Consider the following 21,127-nt stretch of genomic DNA (forward strand, 5'->3'; position numbering starts at 1 on the left):
CTCGACATGCGACGTACGTTGACCGTGGCGGCGGCGACGGCCGCCCTGCTGCTGCCCGCCGGGCCGCTGCCGGTGGCCGAGGCCGGGAGTGCCCTGCCGCCGCCCGGCCGGTGGTCCGCCCGCGAGGCGGAGACCTTCTGGACGGCCGACCGGATGGCGTCCGCGGCGCCGATGACCCCCGCGTCGGCGGTCGCGGCCACGGACCCCGGCACCGGGCAGGACTTCGACGGGATCCCGGTCGTCGGCCGGATGTTCGTGATGAAGGGCGGAGGCGCGTACTTCTGCACCGCGAGCGTGGTCTCCTCCCCCGGCCGCGACCTGGTGCTCAGCGCGGCGCACTGCCTGCTCGGCACGGACGCCCGCCAGGTGGCCTTCGTACCGCTGTACACGGCGGACAACCCGCAGCCGTACGGGATGTTCCCGGTGCTGCGGGCCTCCGACGGAAAGTCCAAGGTGTGGATCGACCCCCGTTACAAGAGCCTGGGCGCCGACAGGGGAGCCACGCTCGACGTGGCCTTCGCACAGGTCGGGCCGGACGCCGACGGCTTCCCCGTCGAGGACGTGGTCGGCGGCAACCGCCTGGTCACCGGCGCCGGTTACGAGCACGCGAAGGTGTCGCTGATCGGCTATCCGGCATCGGCCGCGCGCCCACGGCTGTGCGTGAACCGTACGACCAAGTTCACCAGCAAGGATCCGGGGATCCCCGGATCGTTCCTGCGGATCGACTGCACCGGATACCCGGGCGGGACCAGCGGCGGCCCCTTCCTGAAGAACTACGACAAGGTGACCGAGACCGGGGACGTCGTGGGGGTCATCGGCGGCTGGAAGACGGGCGGGGACACCCCCGACACCTCGTACAGCTCGTACTTCGGCCCGGAGATCAAGAAGTTGTACGAGCAGGCGGTTGCCGGGGCGAAGGGGGCGTGAGCACCCGTACCCAGCGCGTGCGCCGGGGGTTGCCCACCGTACGCGGGCTCGCCGGGATCCCGTCGGCGGTCAGCTGGTCGGCGGGCGGCAGCCCGAGCTGGCGGCGCAGGTCGGCGAGGGCGGCGTGGACCGGGGCCAGGAGGACCCCGGCGCGCGGATGGGCGTACGCGAGCGCGTGCGCGGTGGTCTCGATGGTCTCGGCGGCGTCCTCGGCCGCGGTACGGCTCCACCCGCCGGGCTCGGCGGAGCTCCAGGGGGCGACGGCGTCGTAGAGGTGGCAGGCGGCATCGGCCGCGGCGTCGGCCCGTTCACCGACGCCCGGCGCCGCGATGGTCGGCAGCAGCTCCATGCCGGGTCAACGACCGAAGCCCCCCGGGGGAACGAACGGCGGGCCGCCGGTTCGGCCCCGTCAGCCGGCCACCGTCTGCAGCCAGAGCGGGAGCAGCAGCAGGGAGACCACCGAACTCTTGATCACCAGTGAGGCGGAGAGGTCCACGCCCACGTCGTAGCGCTGGGCGAAGACGAACAGGTTCTGCGGGGTGGGCATCGCGGCGATCAGGACGAGGTACGTCAGCCACTCCCCCCGTACGCCGAACAGCAGCCCGCACACCGCCCAGGCCAGCAGCGGGAAGGCCAGGCACTTGAAGGCGATGAGGGCCATCTCCTCGCGGGAGGTGCCCCGCACGTCCAGTCCCACGCCGCCGAGGTGCAGACCGAGGGCGAACAGGGCGATCGGCGAGGCGCTGTCGCCGACGAAGGAAGCCCCGTCCAGGACCACCTTCGGGAGGTGCACCGAGAGGAGGTTGAGCACGATCCCCGCGTTGCAGGCCAGGACCACCGGGGTGGCGAGCGACGCGCCGACGGCCCGTCGGAGCCGCTGCCCGGGACCGGCCGTGGCCGGGCCGGCGCGGCCCAGCTCCATGATGGAGATGACGACGAGGGAGAGCACGCAGACCTGGAAGAGCAGGACGGGGAAGATGGGCGCGGCCGTGCCGAAGAAGGTGATGAACACCGGGACGGCGAAGTAGGCGGTGTTCACCTGGACCCCGGCCATCACGCGCAGCGCCACGTCGCGGGGATCGCGTAGGCCGCGGGCGCTCGAGGCGAAGGCTATGAGGAGCACGGCGAGGGCGGCGGCCGCGGCGTAGGCGCCGATCGCGTGCCAGTTGAAGAGGGCGCCGAGGTCGCTGGCGTAGATGTTGCCGAAGAGGTAGCAGGGGACGGCGAAGAGGAAGGCGTAGTCGGCGAAGGCCTTGGAGGCCTCGGCCGGGACGGTCTTGCGGCGGGCGAGCAGTACACCTGCGCCGAACGCCAGCAGCACCGGTACGAGCTTCTCCAGCGCAGCTGCCGTGCCCATGCGTACCGGCTCCCCCGTGATCGACCGTGAGCAGCGTACTCCTGCCCTCCTGGAGCGCCTGCGGAGCATAGGCTGGTCCGATCATGAGCGATCGCGACGAAGCCCGCCCCGGCACGCCGGCCCCCGCGAAGGGGGCCCGGCCCCCGATGCGGTTCACGGTCGTGCTGCGCACGCCCGCCCGGGCGACGGAGCCGCTGTTCGCGCAGGCGCCGAAGGCCTGGCAGCGCAAACTGCCGTACGCCGTCGTCGGCCTGTTCGTGATGGTGCTGCTGCCGTCGACCATCGCCGTGCTGACCAACGACTACGAGGCGGGCGGCGGCTGGGCGGGGGCGCTGGGCGTGGCCCAGACCGTACCGCTGCTGCTCGCGGTGACGCGGCCGCTGCCCGCGTGGGCCCTGGTCCTGGTCGCGGACACGGTCGGGGCGGTGGTGCTGACGCACGCCGACAAGGTGGCCGGGCACGCCTGGCCGTGGACCCCGATGTGCATCGTCGGCTACCTGGTGCTGATGATCTGCCTGGGGCTGCGCGAGTCGATCCGGACGCTGGTCGGGGTGTGGCTGGTGACGGGCGCCGTCGGGGTGGTGCTCGGCTTCTTCGAGCCCGACGGGGTGACCACCACGGTCGCGCTGCTCTTCGTGCTGAGCGGGAGCTTCCTCGCCGTGACGGGCGCACTGCGCGGGATCGGCGACGCGCAGCAGCGGATCGCCGAGCAGGAGAGCATCAGCGAGGCCGAGCGGGCCCGGCGGACCCTGCTGGAGGAACGGGCGCGGATCGCCCGGGAGCTGCACGACGTGGTGGCCCACCACATGTCGGTGATCACCGTGCAGGCGGACTCCGCGCCCTACCGCCTGCCGGGCATGCCGGAGCCGGTGCAGGAGGAGTTCGCCGCGATCGCGGCCAGCGCGCGCGAGTCGCTGGCCGAGATGCGGCGGCTGCTGACGGTGCTGCGCAGCGACCGGACGAACGGCGGCAACGGGGGCGACGGGGCTCCCGGCGGCGCGGGCGAGCTGGCCCCGCAGCCGGGGATCGGCCGGATCCAGCAGCTGGTGGAGGCGACCGTACGGGCCGGGCAGCCGGTGGAGCTGTCGCTCGCGGCGGGGGCGGAGCGGGCGGCGCCGCCGGCCGTGGACCTGTCGGCGTACCGGATCGTGCAGGAGGCCCTGGCGAACGTGGTGCGGCACGCGCCGGGCGCCGAGACCCGGGTCTCGGTGACGCACGACGCCGGCGAGATCCTCGTGCTCGTGGTGAACGGGCCGGCGGCCCGGGACGCCACGGTGGAACCGGGGAGTTCGGGCACCGGGCACGGTCTGGTCGGCATGCGGGAGCGCGTACGGTTGACGGGCGGGACGCTGGACACCGGTCCGCTGCCCGACGGCGGCTTCCGGGTCGCGGCCCGCCTTCCCCTGCAGGAACCGACGGACCACCAGACGAACGACCCGACCGAGGAAGCCAGTTGACCATCCGTGTGATCATCGTCGACGACCAGGCCATGGTGCGGGCGGGGTTCGCCGCCCTGCTGTCGGCCCAGGCGGACATCGACGTGGTGGGCGAGGCCCCCGACGGGCGGCAGGGGGTGCAGGTCTCGCGCACGGTGCATCCCGACGTGGTGCTGATGGACGTGCGCATGCCGGAGATGGACGGGCTGACGGCGGCCCGGGAGTTGCTGGACCCGCCGCCGGGGGTGGTCCACCGGCCGAAGGTGCTGATGCTGACCACCTTCGACATCGACGACTACGTTTACGAGGCGCTGCGCGCGGGCGCCTCGGGGTTCCTGCTGAAGGACGCGCCGCCGGCCGATCTGATCGCGGCGGTCCGGGTGGTCGCGTCGGGCGAGGCGCTGCTCGCGCCCTCGGTCACCCGGCGGCTGATCGCGGACTTCGTCCGGCAGCGGCCGGCCCCGCGCAAGGACCCGGCGCTGCGACTGAAGGGGCTGACCCCGCGGGAGACCGAGGTACTGGAGCTGATCGCGCGCGGGCTGTCGAACCAGGAGATCGCCGGGCACCTGGTGCTGGCCGAGCAGACCGTGAAGACGCACATCGGGCGGGTGCTGGCCAAGCTCGACCTCCGGGACCGCGCCCAAGCGGTGATCTTCGCGTACGAGGCGGGCCTGGTACGGCCCGGCGACTCGGACTGACTTCTCCTCCACCCCCTACCGGGGTATGACATCCGGCTTGGCTCCTCGGTGCGACGCGCGGCGCGACACCTTCTTCCTACCTTCCTCCTCGTCACGAGGAGAGGAGAAGGGGCATGCGCCGCTTCGCAAGGACACTGGCCACGGCCGCACTGGCCGTGGCCGTGGTCGGGGGGGTCGCGGGCTGGGCCTCCGGCGACAACCTGCAGGCGGTCACCGGACCGCCGCCCGGCACCGCCGCCTGGCGGGCCGAGAAGACCGCGTCCGGCCGGTCGCTGCCCGACCCGGCGAGCGCCTCGCCGCACGACGTGGCCCGGTTCTTCGCCGGGCTCGACGACGCCGGGCGCCGGGAGCTCGTACGGCGCCACCCGCTGGTGGTGGGCAACCTCGACGGCGCCCCCGTCGGCCTCAGGTACGAGGCCAACCGGCTGGCCGTCCTCGCGAGCGGCGAGGCGCGCTACGCCTCGCTCGCCGCGCCGGGCCGGCAGGTCCTCGCCTTCGATCCGCGCGGGCGCGGCCAAGTCGTCGAGGTCTTCGGGGACCTGGGGCGGGCCGCGCACGTCTCGGTGATCGTGCCGGGCTCGGACAGCGACGCGACCACGTACGACGCGAAGCGCGCGCCGAACACCGGGCCGGCCGGGATGGCACGGTCGCTGCGCGCCGCGGCCGGCGAGGACACCGCGGTGGTGGCCTGGACCGGCTACACCACCCCCGTCGGCGTCGGTCTGGACGCCGCCTCCGGGCGGCTCGCCGAGGCGGGCGCGGACCGGCTGGCCCGGTTCACGGCGGGGCTGGACGCCGTCGGCGCGCCCGACCCGGTGCTGTTCTGCCACAGCTACGGCTCAGTGGTCGCAGGCCTTGCGGCCGGGCGTACGGACGCCGGCGACATCGTCGTGTTCGGCTCCCCCGGCATGCGCGCCGACACCGTCGCCGACCTGCACACCCGCGCCCGTGTCTGGGCGGCCCGGGGGCCCTCCGACTGGATCGGCGACGTACCGAACGTGCGGTTCGCCGGGATCGGCCACGGCGCCGACCCGACCTCGGCCGACTTCGGCGCCCGCCGGGTGCCGGCCGCCGACGTACACGGCCACACCGGCTACCTGGCACCCGGCACCCAATCCCTGGCGGCCTTCGCCGCGATCGCGAAGGGAGAGGTCCGATGAGCACGCTGACCCGGCTCAGGAAGGCCGCCGACCGGATCGACCGGCAGACCCCCGCCCACCGCGACCGCGCCGTCGACGGGCTGCGCGCCCTCGCCCTGCTGGCCGTGCCGACGGGGCACTGGCTGCTCGGCGGGTTCACCCGCGACGCGGAGGGCGGGCTGCACAACGCCAGCCCGCTCTCCGCGTTCGGCGCTCTGGCCCCCGCCAGTTGGGTGCTCCAGATGCTCGGCGTCTTCTTCCTCGTCGGCGGCTACGCCTCGGTGCTCTCCTACCACCGCCGCACCGCATCCGCCGGGGCCTGGCTGAAGGGCCGGATCGCGCGGCTGGGGCGGCCGGTGCTCGGGGTCACGGCCGTGTGGGCGCTGGCCGCGCCGGTGCTCTACGCGGCCGGGGTGCCGGAGGCCACGCTGCGGACGGGGGCCACGCTGGTCATCCAGCCCCTGTGGTTCGTCGGGGTGTACGTGGTGGTCACCGCGCTGACCCCGTACTGCGTACGGGCGGCGCACCGGCTCGGCGGCTGGGCGGCGGCCCCGCTGCTCGTCTCGGTCGCGGTGGTGGACTTCCTGCGGTACGGGCCGCTCTCCGACTCCGTGCCGTCCTGGCTGGCGGTGGTGAACATCCTGCCGGGCTGGCTGTTCGCGTACCAGCTGGGCGTTTCCTGGGGCGAGGGGCGGATCGGGCGGCGCGGGGCCCGGCTGCTGCTGGCGGGCGGGATCGTGCTGTTCGCCGCGCTGCTGGCGGTGTTCCACTACCCGGCGTCGATGGTGGGCGTACCGGGCGGGGCGCGGACCAACTCGCACCCGCCGTCGCTGCTGGTACTGGCCCTGGCCGCGGCGCAGTCGGGGGCGGCGATGCTGCTGCGCGACCGGCTGGCGAAGCTGCTCGCCAGGCCGGCGCTGTGGGCTCCGGTGGTCGTGATCAACCTGTGCGCGATGACGATCCTGTGCTGGCACCAGACGGCCATGCTGGCGGCGGCCGTGCCCGCGTCGTTCGCGGGCGGGCTGACGGGTCTGACGACGGCGCCGGACAGTCCGCTCTGGATCGCGGCACGGCTGGCGTGGATGCCGGTGTTCGCGGTGCTGCTGGTGGGCATCGCCCGGTACGCCCGCCGCTTCGAGGAGCCGTGGACCCGGGCGACGGCGGTGCGGCGCACGCTCGCGGGGGTGCTGGCGGCAGGGTTCGCGGTGTTCGCGCTGGGGCTTGCGTAGCACCGGTCGTCACACCGGTGTACGCCGACGTGGCGAGAGCGCCGCTCCCCGGAGGGAACGGCGCTCTCGCCACGTCCGCGCGACGGTCGGACGGATCAGGCGGATCAGGCGGATCAGGCGGATCAGGCGGATCAGGCGATCGACGCGGCGACGATCGCGGCCACCGCCAGGTTGCAGGAGGCCGTGACCCAGACCGCCGGGTGCGGCTCCGGGTCGACGACGATCGCGCCGAGCTTGCCGGGGGTCACCCAGTCCAGCACCAGGAAGGCGAGGCCCATCAGGACCAGGCCGAGCAGCCCGAACGCGGCGGTGGACAGCAGCCCCTTGCCGAAGTCGTCGTACGTGGTCCAGATCGAGGTGAAGACGATCCCGCCGACGCCCAGGAGGGCGGAGCTCAGCATGACGGCCGCGTTCCGGTTGCGCTCCTCCCAGATCTGCTTCGGGAGCTTCCCGGGCGTCAGCACGTCCACGAGGACGATGCCGAGGATCAGCAGGACCAGGCCGAGGGCGCCGTAGGCGCTGGTGCGGCCGAGACCGTCGATGATGTCGCTCATGGGGAAGCCGTTCTCCGCGGGGGTGGGAAGGAACCTGCCGTACGTGACGGGACACCTCCCGTCAGGGGGCTCAGGGTGGCCGAATCTATCGCACGGTCTCGCGGCAGGCCATGGGGAGGTCAGGGAATGGTAAAGCTCAGAGCGGCGCGGCCCGGTGAGGCGGAGCAGCTCACCGCGCTGGTGCTCCGCTCCAAGGCGCACTGGGGGTACGACGCCTCGTTCCTGGCCTCGTGCGCGCCGGAACTGCGGATCCCGGCCGAGGAGGTGGCGGGCCGCCGGATCGTGGTGGCCGAGGACGCCTCCGCCGGCCGGGTGCTGGGGCTCGCCTCCCTGGAGGGCGCGCCGCCGGTGGCGCGGCTGGGACTCCTGTTCGTGGAGCCCGAGGCCATCGGGCGGGGCGTGGGGCGGCGGCTGTACCGGGACGCCCTGCGCCGGGGCGCCGAACTGGGGTTCCGCAGGCTGCTGATCGACGCCGACCCGCATGCGGCGGGCTTCTACCGGGCGATGGGCGCGCTGGGCTCGCCCGGACCCCGCGCGGCCGGTGACGGGGACGAACCGCCCGCCGGTCTGGTGCGGTTCGAGGCGGCGCCCGCGCCGCTGGCCGACTGGGCGCGGGCCTGGACGGACGGCGGACCGGCCGTGCACGTGGGCAATGTCGCCGAGTACAACGCCCAGTTCGCCGATGCGTCGCTGGACCGCGAGCAGCGGGCCGCGCACCACTACGCCTGCCTCGCGGCGTTCTACAGCCCGTGGCCGGGGGCGCTGGTACTGCCCGGATCGGTGCCGCCGGGCTGGATCGAGCGGGTCGGACGCGTCCTGGAGTGGGAGGGTGTGGAGGTCTACGACGGCCTGGCGGACGGCGGCCCCGGGCCGGCGCCGGATGCCGGACTTTCGGACGCCGTACGGGTCCGGCCGGCCCTGGCCGCGCGGCTGACCTCGTCCGGACTCCCCCTCGTACCGTGGGGGCGGACGGCGGCCTTCGCGCGGCTGACCGGGCTGCCGTGGCGGCCGCGCGAGCTGCGGTACGAGTCCAAGTCGGCGGCGCACGGCCTGTTCGGGCGGATCCTGGAGGGCGGCGGCCACCCCCGGATCCTGCTCCCCGGGCAGTGGCCGGCTCCCAACCGGCGGGCGGCGGCGAAGCTGTTGGCCGCCCGGGCCGGGGCGGGCGAGAGCACGGTGCTGAAATCGGAGCACGGAGTGGGCGGTTCGGGCACCACCGTGGTGACGCCCCACGGGGTCCGGGCCGCGGGCGGCGCCCGCGCGGTGCTGCGCGGCCTCCCGCGCGGGCCGCTGCTGGTGGAGGAGTACGTGTCCGGCCCGGCCGGCCCGGACGAGCCGCGGGATCTGACGTACGACGGGTTCGTGGACGAGGCCGGCCGGGTGCACGAGGTGGGCGGCGCGGTGATGGACGTGGCGGGCTCCGGTTACCGCGGGGCGACAGTGGGCCCCGGGGTGGTGCCCGCGTGGGCGGAGGAGCCGCTGCTCGCGTTCGGTGAGGCGGTGGGCCGGGAGCTGTCCGCCGCCGGCTACCGGGGCTGGTTCGACGTGGACTTCGTCGCCGACGGGGCGGGGCGGTTGGCGCCGACCGAGACGAACCTGCGGCTCACCGGGCCGTCGATCGCCTTCATGGTGGCGGCCCGGCTCGACGCGCTGCGCGGCGCCGGGCACTTCGTACGGATCGCGGACCGGGTGGAGCTGGGGGCCAGGCTGCCCGGGGCCGCGCTCGACGAGCTGTGCGAGACGCTGGAGCGGGGCTGCGCGGAGCTCGGGGCGGTGTTCCTGCCCGCGATCCCGACGGGCGCCTTCGACCCGGCGCCCTGGCTGGGCGTACTGGTGGCCGCGCACAGCAGGGAGGTGCTGGACGCGGCCGAGGCGCTGGTACGGGCGGGGGCGCTCGCCGTGGGGGCGGCGTTCGCCTGACATCAGCGGTGAGAGGAGCCCCCGGGGGCGTCGGCCTCCTCGAAGTCGAAGGGCGAAGGCGGTTTCCGGGTGACGTAGAAGGCGATGACGACGGCCGCGATCATCAGCGGGATGTTGAAGACGTAGACGAGGGCGGCCTGGACCGGCCAGTCGTGCTTGGCCGCGAGCCGGTAGAAGTTGTCCTGCGGCCACCAGGCGACGAGCAGGTAGGCCACCGCCAGGTGCGCGGCCGTGGTGAAGCCGGGGCTCCGGCCGGGGCCGTGGCGCAGCATCAGGGCGCGGCCCCCGAAGAGGAACACCAGCCCGGCGGCGAACGCGGCTCCCTCGAACAGGTAGAGCACGAAGAAGAGGAACGCCCAGGGGGCGGGCACGCCGCTCAGGTCGGTCGAGCCCGGCCAGAAGATCTTCGAGAGGACGAAGAAGAGCAGGCCGGTGCCGATCAGGAACGGTATGCCGCAGCCGACGAGCCCGAACGGGGTGGGCGCACCGCCGCCGGCGGCCGTGTACTTCCCGGAGCCCTGCGCGGCGCCGCCCCGGCCGGGCTTCGCCGTGAGCACGGGCTGGGGCAGGGCCTCCCGGTTCTCCTGGCCCGCGCGGGTGCGGGGCAGGGTGCGCAGCCGGATCACGCTCTGCGGCATCCGCGCCCGGGGCAGCTTCCCCGCGAGGTGTTCGCGGAGCTGTCCGCCGTCCGGCAGGTCGACGGCCGGGGGCCAGGACGGCGCGTCGGCGGGCGGTGCCACGTGGGCGACCAGTCGGCGCGCACCGTTGGCACCCTCCGGGACCTCGGCCACCAGCACGGCGCCGACGTCCGGGTGGCTCCGGATGACGGCTTCGACGGCGTGCGGGTCGAACGCGCCGTCGGCCGTGGTGATCCGGTCCCGGATCCGGCCGCGGAACTCCAGCAGCCCGTCGGGGCGCAGCTCCACGAGGTCGCCGGTGGGGATCGCGTCGCCGCCGTCGGGCGGGGTGAGGCGGAGCTGCCCGTCGCGGGCGTCCGCGCGGCAGCCGGGGAAGGGGGATCCGATCAGGGAGAGCTGCTCGGGGTCGTCCAACGGGCCGGGCAGCTGGGGAAGTTCGAACCAGGTGCCGGCGCCGGCCGCCTCGGTGAGCCCGTAGACGTTGAGCAGCCGGGCTCCGGTCCGCAGCCTGGACTGCAAGGCGTCCTGCTCGTCGAGGAAGAGCCGGTCACCGGTGACGCTGACCAGGCGCAACGACCGCAGGGCCGGGTCGGATTCACGGCGGCCGCGCGCACCCCCTCCGCCCGCGGATGCCGCGCCGGGTCCGGCGGGGGCAGCGGCGGCGCGCATGAGCAGCCGGGCCGCACCCACCGGGTCGGTGTGGAGCACGCCGACGTGTTCGGTCTCGACGGCCCGGCGGATTCCCTCGGGTGTCCAGGGCCCGCGCTCGGGCAGGACGAGGGCGCCGCCCGAGCACAGGGCCCTGGTCCAGCCGGCCGCGAACGGGGTGAGGTCCGGGCCGTGGGTGATCAGGTGGCGGTCCCCGGGGACGGACCGGATGACCTCGACCCAGCCCTTGTGGGCGGCGAGCAGCCGGTCGTGGCCGACGGGCACGGCGCGCGGGGACGCCGCTCCGGTGAACAGGACGGCGGCGGTCGCACCGGGCTCGGGCCGCTCCGGCGCTCCGGTGGGCCGGCCCGATATCCCGGCCGCCTCCGCGCCGAGGCGGATCACCCGCAGCCCGCTGCCGTCCAGCCTGGCGTGGTGGGCGGCATCGGTGAGCAGGACGTACGGGGTGAGGGAGGCGAGCTGCCGCTGCCCGGTGAGCGGGACCTCGACGTCGATGACGGCGTAGGCGCCGCCGGCCTTGAGGACGGCCAGGAGGGCGATGACGATCTCGGTCCGGCGGGCGGTCGCGACGGCCACGACGGCGCCGGGCGGCAGTCCGTCGTCGATGAGGTGGTGCGCCAGCTGGTTGGCGCGGACGTCCAGTTGCCCGTAGGTGAGGCTGCCCGCGCCGGCGATGACGGCGTGGTCCCGCGGGTTGTCCCGCGCCTGTTGCTCGAAGAGGTGCAAGACGGTGGCGGCGGTCGTCCGACCGGAGCGATCGGACCCTGGTTCCTGTGTCGATCCCTGCGTCGATCCCTGGGTCATTCCCCGATGATGGCACCCCCCGCCGACAGTGAGCAGGATGCTGAACATCCCTCGTACGAGCGGGGGTTCGGTACCGATCCGGCCAATCCATTGACCTCAAGTTTGGTTGAGGTCTTAGCGTTCCCCGCATGGACATGGAAGTCACCGCCTGGACATCGCTGCACAGCGCGATGAACGCCCAGCAGGACCGGCGCCCGCTCTCCCGGGCGAGCCTGCGCCGGGTCGCCGCATTCGCCCGCCCGCACCGCCGCGAGCTCACCCTCTTCCTGCTGCTCAGTGTGGTGACCGCGCTGCTCGCGGTCGCCACCCCGGTGCTCGCGAGCCGGGTGGTCACCGCGATCACGGAGGGGAAGGACAGCGGTACGGTCACCCGGCTCGCCCTGCTCATCGCCGTGATCGCGGTGGCGGAGGCGGGGCTCGGGCTGCTCACCCGCAAGCTGTCGGCCACCCTCGGGGAGGGGCTGATCCTGGACCTGCGGACGGCCGTCTTCGACCACGTGCAGCGGATGCCGGTCGCCTTCTTCACCCGCACCCGCACCGGCGCGCTGGTCAGCCGGCTCAACAACGACGTGATCGGCGCCCAGCGGGCGTTCAGCAACACCCTCTCCGGGGTGGTCGCCAATTCGGTGACCCTGCTGCTGACGCTCGCCGTGATGCTGGGCATCTCCTGGCAGATCACCCTGCTGGCCCTCGTCCTGCTGCCGGTGTTCGTGCTCCCGGCCCGCCGCATGGGGGCGCGGATGGCCGCCATGCAGCGGGAGGCGTCGACCCTGAACGCGGCGATGGGCACGCAGATGACGGAGCGCTTCTCCGCGCCCGGCGCCACCCTCGTCAAACTCTTCGGGCGGCCCGCCGACGAGTCCGCCGAGTTCGCCGCGCGGGCAGCTCGCGTACGGGACATCGGGATCCGTACGGCGATGGCCCAGTCCGCGTTCATCACCGCGCTCACCCTCGTCTCGGCCCTCGCGCTCGCGCTCGTCTACGGGCTCGGCGGATACTACGCCCTGCGCGGGACCCTGGACGCCGGGGACGTCGTCGCCCTCGCCCTGCTGCTGACCCGGCTGTACGCCCCGCTGACCTCGCTCGCCGGCGCCCGCGTCGAGGTGATGAGCGCCCTGGTGAGCTTCGAGCGGGTCTTCGAGATCCTCGACCTGAAGCCGCTGATCAGCCAGAAGCCGGACGCCGGCCGGGTGCCGGAGGGGCCGGTGGCCGTGGAGTTCGACCGGGTCTCCTTCGGCTACCCCTCCCCCGACAAGGTCTCGCTCGCCTCACTGGAGGAGGTCGCGGTCCTCGACGCCCGGGGCGGTACGCAGGTCCTGCACGAGGTGTCGTTCCGCGCCGAACCCGGACAGATGGTCGCGCTCGTCGGCTCGTCCGGCGCCGGCAAGTCGACCATCGCGCAGCTGCTGCCGCGGCTGTACGACGCCGACGCGGGCGCCGTCCGCCTGGGCGGGGTCGACGTACGGGACCTCACGGCCGACTCGATCCGGGAGACGCTCGGCATGGTCACCCAGGACGGGCACCTCTTCCACGAGTCGGTGCGGTCCAACCTTCTGCTGGCCCGGCCGGAGGCGGGCGAGGAGGAGATCTGGGAGGCCCTGCGCCGCTCGCGGCTGGACGGGCTGGTCGCCTCGCTGCCGGACGGCCTGGACACGGTGGTCGGTGAGCGCGGCTACCGCCTCTCGGGCGGCGAGCGGCAGCGGCTCACCATCGCTCGGCTGCTGCTGGCCCGGCAGCGGGTGGTGATCCTCGACGAGGCGACGGCGCACCTGGACTCCACCTCGGAGGCGGCGGTGCAGGAGGCCCTGGGCGAGGCCCTGGCGGGCCGGACCGCGGTGGTGATCGCGCACCGGCTGTCGACCGTACAGGCGGCCGACCTGATCCTGGTGGTCGAGGACGGCCGGATCGCGGAGCGCGGTACGCACGCCGAGCTGCTGGCCGCGGGCGGACGGTACGAGGAGCTGTACCGGACCCAGTTCGCCGCGGCGGACACCACCGCGCCGGGCGGCGCCGTACCGGCCGCGGGGGCATGATGCCCGGAGGCCCGCGCGGCGGGCCGCCGCCGAGAACCGGTCGTGGAGCACGTGGAGCACCGATGGACATCAAGCTGGAGCTGGTCGCCGTCCCCGTCACCGACGTCGACCGGGCCAAGGCCTTCTACGAGCGGGTCGGCTTCCACACCGACCACGACGTCACCGTGAGCGAGGACGTCCGCTTCGTGCAGCTGACCCCGCCCGGGTCGGCCTGTTCGATCGCCCTGGGCAGGGGACTCACCCGGATGGCCCCGGGGTCGCTGGACAACATGCAGGTCGTCGTCACCGACATCGAGGAGGCGTACGAGGACCTGCGCGGCCGGGGCGTCGAGGTGACGGAGATCCAGGACATGCCGTGGGGCTCGTTCGTCTACTTCTCCGACCCGGACGGCAACGGCTGGGCGGTCCAGCAGACGACCCCCCGCACGGCGGCGGCCGAGGGCTGACCCGGCCCGATCCGGACGACACGGCCGGAGTCACGACGGGCCGCGCCCGGGTGACCTGGCGTGGGATGACCCGCCGGGCGCCCTGCGGCGCGAGACTGGACGGACTGGACGTATCCGGAAGGGAAGTGACGCCGTGAACACTGTCGCGCTGCTGGGCACCGGGATCATGGGCTCGGGGATGGCACGGAACCTGCTGCGGGCCGGGCTCGGGCTGCGGGTGTGGAACCGGACCCGTGACAAGGCCGAACCGCTGGCCGCGGAAGGTGCGGTGGTCGTGGACACCCCGGCCGAGGCGGTCGCCGGGGCCGATGTGGTGCTGACCATGCTGACGGACGGCGCGGCCGTGGCGCAGGCGATGGCCGCCGCCGTGCCGGGGCTGCGCGCGGGGCAGGTGTGGGCGCAGATGAGCACGGTCGGCGTGGTCGCGCTCGACGAACTGGCGGGCTTCGCCCGCGAGCACGGCCTGGCGTTCGTGGACGCCCCGGTGCAGGGCACCCGGCAGCCCGCCGAGGCGGGGACGCTGGTCGTACTGGCCTCCGGGCCGGCGGATCCGCGGCTGGACCCGGTGTTCGACGCGGTGAGCGCCAAGACGCTGTGGGCCGGGACCGAGGCGGGGGCCGCGACCCGGCTCAAGCTGACCACGGTCGGGTACGCGATCACGCTGACGGCCGCGGTCGGCGAAGCCCTCGCGCTGGCGGAGGGGCTGGGGGTGGACCCGGGCCTGTTCGCCCAGGCGGTGACCGGCGGCCCGATGGACAACCCGTACCTGCAGGCGAAGATGAAGGCCGTCCTGGAACGGGACTTCGCGCCCAGCTTCACGGTGCACGGCGCCGAGAAGGACACCGGTCTGATCGCGGAGGCGGCGGACGGGGCGGGTGTCGCGGTCGACCTGGCCCGGGCCACGGCGGCCCGTCTGCACCGCGCCGCGGCCGCAGGCCACGCCGAAGAGGACATGGCCGCCGCCTACTTCGCCGCCTTCGAGAACGCGCCGGTGGGGAACGTGTCGTGAACGCGCCGTGGCCGAAGGCGGCGTTCTGCCCGTACGCGCGGTGGCTGAACGCGTTCCGCCTGAGCGCGTGTCGCCCGCACGCGCGTCGCCCGGACCCGCATTAGACGGGTTCCGGAGGCCGGTCACGGGGAGGTGGGCGCCGGGTCGAGGACGTCGAGCTCCTCCAGGGCGCCCACCGCGATCCGCCGGGTCAGGGATTCGGCGCGGGCCGCGTCGCCCTCCCGCACGGCCTCGGCGACCTGGACGTGGAGGGTGACGGCGGCCGGGTCGGGGTCGGGGAACATCACGGCGTGCTGCGTACGGCCGGTCAGGACCTCGGCGACGACGTCGCCGAGCCGGGCGAACATCTCGTTGCCGGAGGCGTTCAGCACGATCCGGTGGAAGTCGATGTCGTGGCGCAGGTACGCATCGAGTTGGTGGCCGCGCGAGGTGCTGACCATGCCGAGGGCGGCCCCGGTGAGCGCGGCGCACTGGCCCGGGGTGGCCCGGACGGCGGCCAGGCCGGCCGCGACCGGCTCGATCGCGGAGCGCAGCACGGTCAGGGAGCGCAGCTGGCGGGGGCGGTCCGCGCCCGCGAGGCGCCATCGGATGACGCGCGGGTCGTAGACGTTCCACTCCTCTGCGGGGCGCACGGTGACGCCGACCCGGCGGCGGGACTCGACCAGTTGCATGGACTCCAGGACGCGGACGACCTCGCGTACCACGGTGCGCGAGGCGTCGAAGCGATCCGCGATCTCATCGGTGCGCAGGACGCTGCCCGGCGGGTGCTCACCCGCGGTGATCGCGAGGCCCAGGGTGTCCAGCACGTGGGAGTGGAGTCCCTGGCCTTCGGTGGTCATGGCGCAAGCGTACGGCGACCCCTCGATGGGCGAAAGATGTGATGTTTGCCGCTGAACCCTTGAATAAGTACTACTTAATGGGCTTCAGTGAGGCACACACACCGGAGTCGACGAGGACGGCGAGGTACGAAGTGAGGGGCACCCGGCGCGTGCTGGTGGTGATGGGCGTGGCCGGCACGGGCAAGACGACCGTGGGCAGGCTGCTCGCGGACGCGCTCGGCGTCCCGTACGTGGAGGGCGATGCCTTCCACCCCGCGGCCAACGTCGCCAAGATGTCCGCCGGCATTCCGCTGGACGATGACGACCGGCGGCCCTGGCTGGACGCCATCGGCGCGTGGATCAGGGCCCGGCCGGCCGGGGAGGGCGCGGTGGTGGCCTCGTCGGCGCTCAAGCGCGCCTACCGCGACCGGCTGCGCGGCGCCGCGCCCGACGCGGTGTTCGTGCACCTGACCGGCGAACGCCCGCTGATCGAGCGGCGTATGGCTGCCCGTACGGGCCACTTCATGCCTGCCGCGCTGCTGGACTCGCAGTTCGCCACGCTGGAGCCGCTCCAACAGGACGAACTCGGCGTCGTCGTCGACGTGTCCGGACCACCCGAGGAGATCACCGACCGGGCCCTGGCTTCGCTGTCCGCGCTGCCCGGCGGCCGCCCGGACGCCGCTCCCTCCCGAGAAAGCCGAGGAACCCCCACGTGACAGGTCTCAGCGTCGAGATACTGGCAGCGGCCGCGCCCGCCCCGATCACCTCGGCCGGGAACACCCAGCTGGGCGTGGCCGTCCTCGCGGGCATCGCCGTCATCGTCCTGCTCATCACCCGCCTCAAGCTGCACGCCTTCCTGGCGCTGACGGTCGGCTCGCTCGCCCTCGGGGTGTTCGCGGGCGCCCCGTTGGACAAGACCGTCGTGAGTTTCACGGCCGGGCTCGGCGCCACGATCGCGGGGGTGGGCGTGCTGATCGCGCTCGGCGCGATCCTCGGCCGGCTCCTCGCGGACTCGGGCGGCGCGGACGAGATCGTCGACACCATCCTCGCCAGGGCCGAGGGCCGGGCGATGCCCTGGGCCATGGTGCTGATCGCCTCGGTGATCGGGCTGCCGCTCTTCTTCGAGGTCGGCATCGTGCTGCTGATCCCGGTGGTGCTGCTGGTGGCCAAGCGCGGCCACTACTCGCTGATGCGGATCGGCATCCCGGCGCTGGCCGGCCTGTCCGTCATGCACGGGCTGATCCCACCGCATCCCGGCCCGCTCGTGGCCATCGACGCGCTGCACGCGAACCTCGGCGTGACGCTTGCGCTCGGCGTGGTGGTGGCGATCCCGACCGTGGTCATCGCCGGGCCGCTGTTCTCGCGGTACGCGGCCCGCTGGGTGGACATCGCGGCGCCCGAGCAGATGGTCCCGCAGCGGCCCTCTGCGGAGCTGGAACACCGACCCCGGTTCGGGGCGACGGTCTTCACGGTGCTGCTGCCGGTGGCGCTGATGCTGGTCAAGGCACTTGTGGACATCGTTGTCGACGATCCGGAGAACGGCCTGCAGCGGGTCACGGACGTCGCGGGCTCCCCGCTGATCGCGCTGCTCGCGGCGGTGCTGGTGGGCATGTTCACCCTCGGCCGGGCGGCCGGGTTCACGAAGGAACGGCTCTCGACGACGGTGGAGAAGTCGCTGGCCCCGATCGCGGGCATCCTGCTCATCGTCGGCGCGGGCGGCGGCTTCAAGCAGACCCTCATCGACGCGGGCGTCGGCCGGATGATCCTGGACCTGTCGAAGGGCTGGTCGATCCCGGCCCTGCTGCTGGCGTGGCTGATCGCCGTGGCCATTCGGCTCGCCACGGGCTCGGCGACGGTCGCCACGATCTCGGCGGCCGGGCTGGTGGCTCCGCTCGCCGCAGGCATGTCGACGACGGAGACGGCACTGCTGGTGCTGGCGATCGGGTCGGGCTCGCTGTTCTTCAGCCACGTCAACGACGCCGGGTTCTGGCTGGTCAAGGAGTACTTCGGGATGACGGTCGGGCAGACGATCAAGACCTGGTCCGTGATGGAGACCATCATCTCGGTCGTCGGCCTGGGCTTCGTCCTGCTGCTGTCACTCGTCCTCTAGCTGCGCGGCCGCCGCCGCCAGGCCGTTCGCGGCGGTGGCGCAGCGGTCGGCCAGGGCGGCGACCTCGGCGCGGAACGCGTCGGCCTGCGGGCCCTGCCAGTCCAGCGCTTCGGCTGCCGCGTGCAGCCGGATCGCATGGGCGCGCAGGGTGGCCGAGTGGCCGCGCAGGCCGTCGGCCGGGTCCGGCGGTCCGGGCCGCCGGAGCCGGGTGGCGGGGCTCACCGGCTGCGCCAGGGCTGGACGAGGAGGATGCCGCCGGTGCCGAAGAGGCCGATGGTGTGGACGCAGCCTTTGTGCGGGGCGGTCGGGGCCGGGCGTCGCCCTTGGTCCCGACCCTGGTCCGGGTTGCGGTCCCGGCACTGGTCCCGGTCGCGGTCCCGACTCTGGTCCCGGTCGCGGTCCCGGTCCCGGCCGAAGAACGCCCGGACGGCGGCGCCCAGTCCGAGCAGCGGCTGCGGGGGCACGGCCCGGCCGGTGGCCACCTGCCAGCCGGCGTGGTCGTTGAACGGGTTCGCGTCGGTCAGCGCGTTCCAGGCGAACAGGTCGGCGAAGGACGGGGACAGCAACGCGAACGCCCGCTCGGCGCCCCGCTCCCGCATGAGCCGGCGGAACACCCGGACGGCCGCCGCCTGCCGGTCCTCGTCCACGGCCCGGAGGATCGCCGCGCAGTCGGGGTCGTCCAGCAGGTCCGACCGGTCCGCGCTCGCCGCCCGGATGCGGGCCTTGAGTCCGCAGACGGCGAGGCTGACGGCGAGGCTCTCGCGGCCGGTGAGGATCCCGGCGAACCAGCCGGCCCGCGCCACGCCCCTGCCGCGCGGTGCCCAGCCCAGGCCCGCGGGGTCGGTGAGGGTGCGCAGGAGGGTGCGCCAGCCGTGCCGTGAGCGGGCGCGGCGGCGCCCCAGGGCGGCGGTCGGGAGCCGGGTGCCGAGGGCCAGTTCGGAGGCGTGCCGGGCGGCTTCGCCGACGGCGTCGGCGGCCTCGGCGAGCTCGCGGCACAGGGCGTCGAGCAGCTCGGCGACCGGGTCGGTGGGCGCGGAGGTCGCGGCGTCGGACATGGAATCCTCGCGGGATGTCGGTGGGGCGGGTGGCGTCGGCGACGGGTGTCAGCGGGGTTCGGCGGTCAGCGGCGGGTGAGGGTGAGTCGGATGCCGCGCGGGTCCAGTGCCAGGGGCAGCGGTCCGGGCGGGTCGAGTACCGGCCGGGTCGCCGTGATCCGGCGGCGGCGCAGGACCTCGGCGCACAGCGCGGTGGTGATCAGCAGGCCCAGCCGGTCGCCCGGGCAGCGGCCCGGGCCGTGGCCGAACGGGGCCATCCGGACGTCCTCGTCCGCGCCGGGGGTCTTCCAGCGGCCCGGTACGAAGACGTGCGCGGCGGGCACGTGTTCCGGGTCGCGCTGGTGGAAGTGGGCGGGCAGCAGGACGGTGGTGCCGGCGGGGTGGCGTACGCCCCGCCACTCGGTCTCCGTACGGGTGACGCGGATCAGGTCCGGCACCGCCGGGTACAGGCGCAGGCACTCCCGTACGCAGGCCCGCAGCCGGGGCAGTTCCTCGGGGGCGCCGCGGCCGGCGGCTTCGACGGCCGCGGCGTCCTGCTCGGCGGGGTGGGTGCCGAGCAGGAGCAGGGTGCGCAGCACGGTGGCGGGGATGCCGTCCATGGCCCGCAGGGTCTGTTCCTCGCGGTCGGCGTAGGCGGCGGAGCGGCCGAGCAGGGTGTGCCCGTCGGCTGCCGCTCGCTCACGGCCGCGGCGGCGGAGCCGGCCGAGCAGGCCGGGGAGTTGCTCGGCCCCCGCGGCCGCGCCGTCGCCGAGCACGATCCGGCGGGCGGCCCGGGCAACGGTGTGCCGGGCGCGGGCCAGGTCGAGGGTGGCGGCGGCGGTCAGGTGCCGGGCCTCTTCGGCGATGACGGCGCGGACGGCGGCGCAGGAGCGGATTCCGCCGGGGCCGGGCGACAGGACGGCGGCGGGTTCGACTTCGTAGAACTGACGCAGTTCCTGCCGGTCGAGCAGGAGGAGTACGGCTCCGGACAGCCCGCGCACGAGCACGGGGGCTCCGCCGTGGCGGTCCCGCAGAGCGCGCAGCGTGTCGGCGGAGAAGGCCGGACGGACGCCGCCGGAGCCGCGGCCCCGGACGAGGAGCGGAAGGGCCCGGCCTGCCGCGAACCGGACCGCCCCGGCGCGGCCGGCCCGCGCCTGCTGCCCGCGTGAGACGGCGGACTGGGTCGTACCGGGACCGGTCATGGCCGCACCACCTCCCTGCGATCCGGCCGCCGGGGCGAGGTCCTCCGGCAGGACGTCCAGGGCGGCGGCCTCGTGAAGCGTGCGCATCCGGGTACCTCCGCGCGCGGCCGGAAACCAACGGTCGGTGACATCGCCCTCACGGTACGTCGCCCACGCCGCACCCGCGCCCCGAGCGCTGCCCGGGGTGGATCCGGCCCCGGGCGGGCAGGCAGCCCTAGTGGGGGGTGTCCGCAAGGGGGGTCGTCGCGAAGGCCGCTTCGCGGAAGGTCGTGCGGAGGGGGCCCGGGGGGTGGGTGGGGAGGAGGAGCGCCCAGCGGTGGAGGCGCGGGGAGAGCCAGAGCGTCCGGGTGTCCCCGTAGGACCAGGTGCCGTGCGGGGCCGGGTGCCAGAGGAGCCCGCGGGCCGGGGTCAGCTCGCCGGTGCGGATGCGGAGGGACTCGGTGATCCATGCGCGGCCGAGGGGGTGCTCCGCCGGGGAGAGGAGGTGGCTCAGGAAGCGGGCGAGGTCGGTCGGGGGTGCGTGCAGGATGCCGTCGGCGAAGCCGGTGCCGGTCATGCCGAGGGGGTGCCAGATCCGGGTGGCGGCGAGTTCCGCGAGGGGGCTGCCGGTGAGGTGCTCGGCGAGGCGGGCGAGGGCGGTGTGGGCCGTGGGGCCGGTGGAGTGGCTCAGGAGGTGGTGCGTGGTGGTCCCCGCGGCGGCTTCGATCCCGTACGCCGTGAGCGGGGTGTGCAGCCGCAGGGCCTCTTCGGCGACGAGGCTCCCGATCACGGGCCACAGGGCGAGCACGGGCATCAGCGCGCCGACGTCGAGGCGCGAGTCCCCGTCCGCCGACCCGGCATGGAGCCCGTCCACTCCCCCGACCGCCCACACCGCCCCGGGGTCCGCGGCCTGCAACAGGTCCCTGATCCGTACCCCGACCGCACCGGTCGGCTCGGCCGCATCGGCCCGGTCGCTCTGGAGCGTCATGGTCCCCCACGCTAACCACCGCCGGACCCCCGGCCCGGCCGCACCGCCCCCGAGTCGGCGCGGATTTCGCCCGGGCCACCCGAATGCCCGCCCCGCGGGCCCGGCGTCCCGGCGGCCGCCGCCCGGCTCCGGGAAGC

General features: G+C 74.5%; 20 protein-coding genes. 11 read left to right on the forward strand and 9 right to left on the reverse strand.

From position 1 onward, the window contains the following. Nucleotides 1-6 precede the first annotated feature (6 nt). Nucleotides 7-927: a trypsin-like peptidase domain-containing protein gene (locus ACIBAD_RS15245; protein ID WP_134069171.1), complete on the forward strand. Its 921-nt coding sequence runs from the start codon at nt 7-9 to the stop codon at nt 925-927. Here the strand turns inward: ACIBAD_RS15245 and ACIBAD_RS15250 are convergent. Then, nucleotides 881-1,276, reverse strand: coding sequence for a hypothetical protein (locus tag ACIBAD_RS15250; protein ID WP_398906968.1), 396 nt, complete (start codon nt 1,274-1,276; stop codon nt 881-883). The genes ACIBAD_RS15245 and ACIBAD_RS15250 overlap by 47 nt on opposite strands. 60 nt (nt 1,277-1,336) lie before the next feature. Then, entirely contained in the window at nt 1,337-2,284 is a 948-nt protein-coding gene (locus ACIBAD_RS15255; RefSeq protein ID WP_134069173.1) for an AEC family transporter, read from the reverse strand. Nucleotides 2,285-2,367: 83 nt separating this feature from the next. On the opposite strand from ACIBAD_RS15255, the gene ACIBAD_RS15260 reads away from it, so the two are divergent. The 4 genes from ACIBAD_RS15260 (at nt 2,368) to ACIBAD_RS15275 (ending at nt 6,786) form a co-directional block, all read left to right on the forward strand. Further along, entirely contained in the window at nt 2,368-3,741 is a 1,374-nt protein-coding gene (locus ACIBAD_RS15260) for a sensor histidine kinase (protein WP_134069174.1), read from the forward strand. Next, nucleotides 3,738-4,418, forward strand: coding sequence for a response regulator transcription factor (locus tag ACIBAD_RS15265; protein WP_134069175.1), 681 nt, complete (start codon nt 3,738-3,740; stop codon nt 4,416-4,418). Before ACIBAD_RS15260 ends, ACIBAD_RS15265 begins: the two co-directional genes overlap by 4 nt. A gap of 113 nt (nt 4,419-4,531) precedes the next feature. Further along, nucleotides 4,532-5,578 carry an alpha/beta hydrolase gene (locus ACIBAD_RS15270; RefSeq protein WP_398906972.1) on the forward strand — a complete coding sequence of 349 codons (1,047 nt, stop codon included), beginning with the start codon at nt 4,532-4,534 and terminating at the stop codon, nt 5,576-5,578. Further along, on the forward strand, nt 5,575-6,786 hold the full coding sequence (locus ACIBAD_RS15275) for an acyltransferase (protein WP_398906974.1): 1,212 nt from the start codon (nt 5,575-5,577) through the stop codon (nt 6,784-6,786). Before ACIBAD_RS15270 ends, ACIBAD_RS15275 begins: the two co-directional genes overlap by 4 nt. Nucleotides 6,787-6,917: 131 nt before the next feature. Here the strand turns inward: ACIBAD_RS15275 and ACIBAD_RS15280 are convergent, their stop codons facing one another. After that, a complete protein-coding gene (locus ACIBAD_RS15280) occupies nt 6,918-7,340 on the reverse strand; it encodes a DUF350 domain-containing protein (RefSeq protein WP_134069178.1) in 423 nt (140 codons plus the stop codon). Between the two features lie 126 nt (nt 7,341-7,466). On the opposite strand from ACIBAD_RS15280, the gene ACIBAD_RS15285 reads away from it, so the two are divergent. Continuing rightward, complete coding sequence (locus ACIBAD_RS15285; protein WP_398906977.1) at nt 7,467-9,260, forward strand: GNAT family N-acetyltransferase; 1,794 nt, start codon at nt 7,467-7,469, stop codon at nt 9,258-9,260. 2 nt (nt 9,261-9,262) lie between these two features. On the opposite strand, the gene ACIBAD_RS15290 is transcribed toward ACIBAD_RS15285, so the two are convergent. Beyond that, the gene (locus ACIBAD_RS15290) at nt 9,263-11,371 is read right to left on the reverse strand and encodes an AMP-binding protein (protein ID WP_398906979.1); all 2,109 of its coding nucleotides are present in this window, start codon (nt 11,369-11,371) and stop codon (nt 9,263-9,265) included. Nucleotides 11,372-11,499: 128 nt separating this feature from the next. On the opposite strand from ACIBAD_RS15290, the gene ACIBAD_RS15295 reads away from it, so the two are divergent. The 3 genes from ACIBAD_RS15295 to ACIBAD_RS15305 all read left to right on the forward strand — a co-directional run bounded on the left by ACIBAD_RS15295 (nt 11,500) and on the right by ACIBAD_RS15305 (nt 14,859). Further along, nucleotides 11,500-13,404: an ABC transporter ATP-binding protein gene (locus ACIBAD_RS15295; protein ID WP_398906981.1), complete on the forward strand. Its 1,905-nt coding sequence runs from the start codon at nt 11,500-11,502 to the stop codon at nt 13,402-13,404. A 62-nt stretch (nt 13,405-13,466) separates the two neighbouring features. After that, nucleotides 13,467-13,850 carry a VOC family protein gene (locus ACIBAD_RS15300; protein WP_134069182.1) on the forward strand — a complete coding sequence of 128 codons (384 nt, stop codon included), beginning with the start codon at nt 13,467-13,469 and terminating at the stop codon, nt 13,848-13,850. A gap of 133 nt (nt 13,851-13,983) precedes the next feature. After that, nucleotides 13,984-14,859, forward strand: coding sequence for an NAD(P)-dependent oxidoreductase (locus tag ACIBAD_RS15305; RefSeq protein ID WP_398906984.1), 876 nt, complete (start codon nt 13,984-13,986; stop codon nt 14,857-14,859). A 122-nt stretch (nt 14,860-14,981) separates the two neighbouring features. Here ACIBAD_RS15305 and ACIBAD_RS15310 read toward each other — a convergent pair whose 3' ends face one another. Next, nucleotides 14,982-15,698: a FadR/GntR family transcriptional regulator gene (locus ACIBAD_RS15310; RefSeq protein ID WP_398906985.1), complete on the reverse strand. Its 717-nt coding sequence runs from the start codon at nt 15,696-15,698 to the stop codon at nt 14,982-14,984. A 161-nt stretch (nt 15,699-15,859) separates the two neighbouring features. Between ACIBAD_RS15310 and ACIBAD_RS15315 the strand changes: the two genes are divergently transcribed. Then, nucleotides 15,860-16,393 carry a gluconokinase gene (locus ACIBAD_RS15315; protein WP_398907354.1) on the forward strand — a complete coding sequence of 178 codons (534 nt, stop codon included), beginning with the start codon at nt 15,860-15,862 and terminating at the stop codon, nt 16,391-16,393. Continuing rightward, nucleotides 16,390-17,787: a gluconate:H+ symporter gene (locus ACIBAD_RS15320; RefSeq protein ID WP_398906987.1), complete on the forward strand. Its 1,398-nt coding sequence runs from the start codon at nt 16,390-16,392 to the stop codon at nt 17,785-17,787. The genes ACIBAD_RS15315 and ACIBAD_RS15320 overlap by 4 nt, the downstream gene beginning before the upstream one ends. Here the strand turns inward: ACIBAD_RS15320 and ACIBAD_RS15325 are convergent. From ACIBAD_RS15325 to ACIBAD_RS15340, 4 genes are all read right to left on the reverse strand, one after another. Beyond that, nucleotides 17,773-18,009: a hypothetical protein gene (locus ACIBAD_RS15325; protein ID WP_134069186.1), complete on the reverse strand. Its 237-nt coding sequence runs from the start codon at nt 18,007-18,009 to the stop codon at nt 17,773-17,775. The two genes, ACIBAD_RS15320 and ACIBAD_RS15325, sit on opposite strands and share 15 nt — an antisense overlap. Continuing rightward, nucleotides 18,006-18,842 carry a hypothetical protein gene (locus tag ACIBAD_RS15330; protein ID WP_398906990.1) on the reverse strand — a complete coding sequence of 279 codons (837 nt, stop codon included), beginning with the start codon at nt 18,840-18,842 and terminating at the stop codon, nt 18,006-18,008. The genes ACIBAD_RS15325 and ACIBAD_RS15330 overlap by 4 nt, the downstream gene beginning before the upstream one ends. A 65-nt stretch (nt 18,843-18,907) precedes the next feature. Next, the gene (locus ACIBAD_RS15335) at nt 18,908-20,110 is read right to left on the reverse strand and encodes a cytochrome P450 (RefSeq protein WP_134069188.1); all 1,203 of its coding nucleotides are present in this window, start codon (nt 20,108-20,110) and stop codon (nt 18,908-18,910) included. Nucleotides 20,111-20,237: 127 nt separating this feature from the next. Beyond that, nucleotides 20,238-20,990 carry a hypothetical protein gene (locus ACIBAD_RS15340; protein ID WP_398906992.1) on the reverse strand — a complete coding sequence of 251 codons (753 nt, stop codon included), beginning with the start codon at nt 20,988-20,990 and terminating at the stop codon, nt 20,238-20,240. Nucleotides 20,991-21,127 lie beyond the last annotated feature (137 nt).

The sequence above is a fragment of the Streptomyces sp. NPDC051109 genome (assembly GCF_044455885.1).
In the GTDB taxonomy this organism is placed as follows: Bacteria; Actinomycetota; Actinomycetes; order Streptomycetales; family Streptomycetaceae; genus Streptomyces.

What these genes read in the sequence shown, in the direction of transcription:
- ACIBAD_RS15260 (WP_134069174.1), top strand. Translation starts at nt 2,368, where the DNA reads ATGAGCGATCGCGACGAAGCCCGCCCCGGCACGCCGGCCCCCGCGAAG.
- ACIBAD_RS15255 (WP_134069173.1), bottom strand. Translation starts at nt 2,284, where the DNA reads ATGGGCACGGCAGCTGCGCTGGAGAAGCTCGTACCGGTGCTGCTGGCG.
- ACIBAD_RS15330 (WP_398906990.1), bottom strand. Translation starts at nt 18,842, where the DNA reads ATGTCCGACGCCGCGACCTCCGCGCCCACCGACCCGGTCGCCGAGCTG.
- ACIBAD_RS15285 (WP_398906977.1), top strand. Translation starts at nt 7,467, where the DNA reads ATGGTAAAGCTCAGAGCGGCGCGGCCCGGTGAGGCGGAGCAGCTCACC.
- ACIBAD_RS15310 (WP_398906985.1), bottom strand. Translation starts at nt 15,698, where the DNA reads ATGACCACCGAAGGCCAGGGACTCCACTCCCACGTGCTGGACACCCTG.
- ACIBAD_RS15270 (WP_398906972.1), top strand. Translation starts at nt 4,532, where the DNA reads ATGCGCCGCTTCGCAAGGACACTGGCCACGGCCGCACTGGCCGTGGCC.
- ACIBAD_RS15315 (WP_398907354.1), top strand. Translation starts at nt 15,860, where the DNA reads ATGGGCGTGGCCGGCACGGGCAAGACGACCGTGGGCAGGCTGCTCGCG.
- ACIBAD_RS15290 (WP_398906979.1), bottom strand. Translation starts at nt 11,371, where the DNA reads ATGACCCAGGGATCGACGCAGGGATCGACACAGGAACCAGGGTCCGAT.
- ACIBAD_RS15335 (WP_134069188.1), bottom strand. Translation starts at nt 20,110, where the DNA reads ATGCGCACGCTTCACGAGGCCGCCGCCCTGGACGTCCTGCCGGAGGAC.
- ACIBAD_RS15250 (WP_398906968.1), bottom strand. Translation starts at nt 1,276, where the DNA reads ATGGAGCTGCTGCCGACCATCGCGGCGCCGGGCGTCGGTGAACGGGCC.
- ACIBAD_RS15245 (WP_134069171.1), top strand. Translation starts at nt 7, where the DNA reads ATGCGACGTACGTTGACCGTGGCGGCGGCGACGGCCGCCCTGCTGCTG.
- ACIBAD_RS15275 (WP_398906974.1), top strand. Translation starts at nt 5,575, where the DNA reads ATGAGCACGCTGACCCGGCTCAGGAAGGCCGCCGACCGGATCGACCGG.
- ACIBAD_RS15295 (WP_398906981.1), top strand. Translation starts at nt 11,500, where the DNA reads ATGGACATGGAAGTCACCGCCTGGACATCGCTGCACAGCGCGATGAAC.
- ACIBAD_RS15280 (WP_134069178.1), bottom strand. Translation starts at nt 7,340, where the DNA reads ATGAGCGACATCATCGACGGTCTCGGCCGCACCAGCGCCTACGGCGCC.
- ACIBAD_RS15340 (WP_398906992.1), bottom strand. Translation starts at nt 20,990, where the DNA reads ATGACGCTCCAGAGCGACCGGGCCGATGCGGCCGAGCCGACCGGTGCG.
- ACIBAD_RS15300 (WP_134069182.1), top strand. Translation starts at nt 13,467, where the DNA reads ATGGACATCAAGCTGGAGCTGGTCGCCGTCCCCGTCACCGACGTCGAC.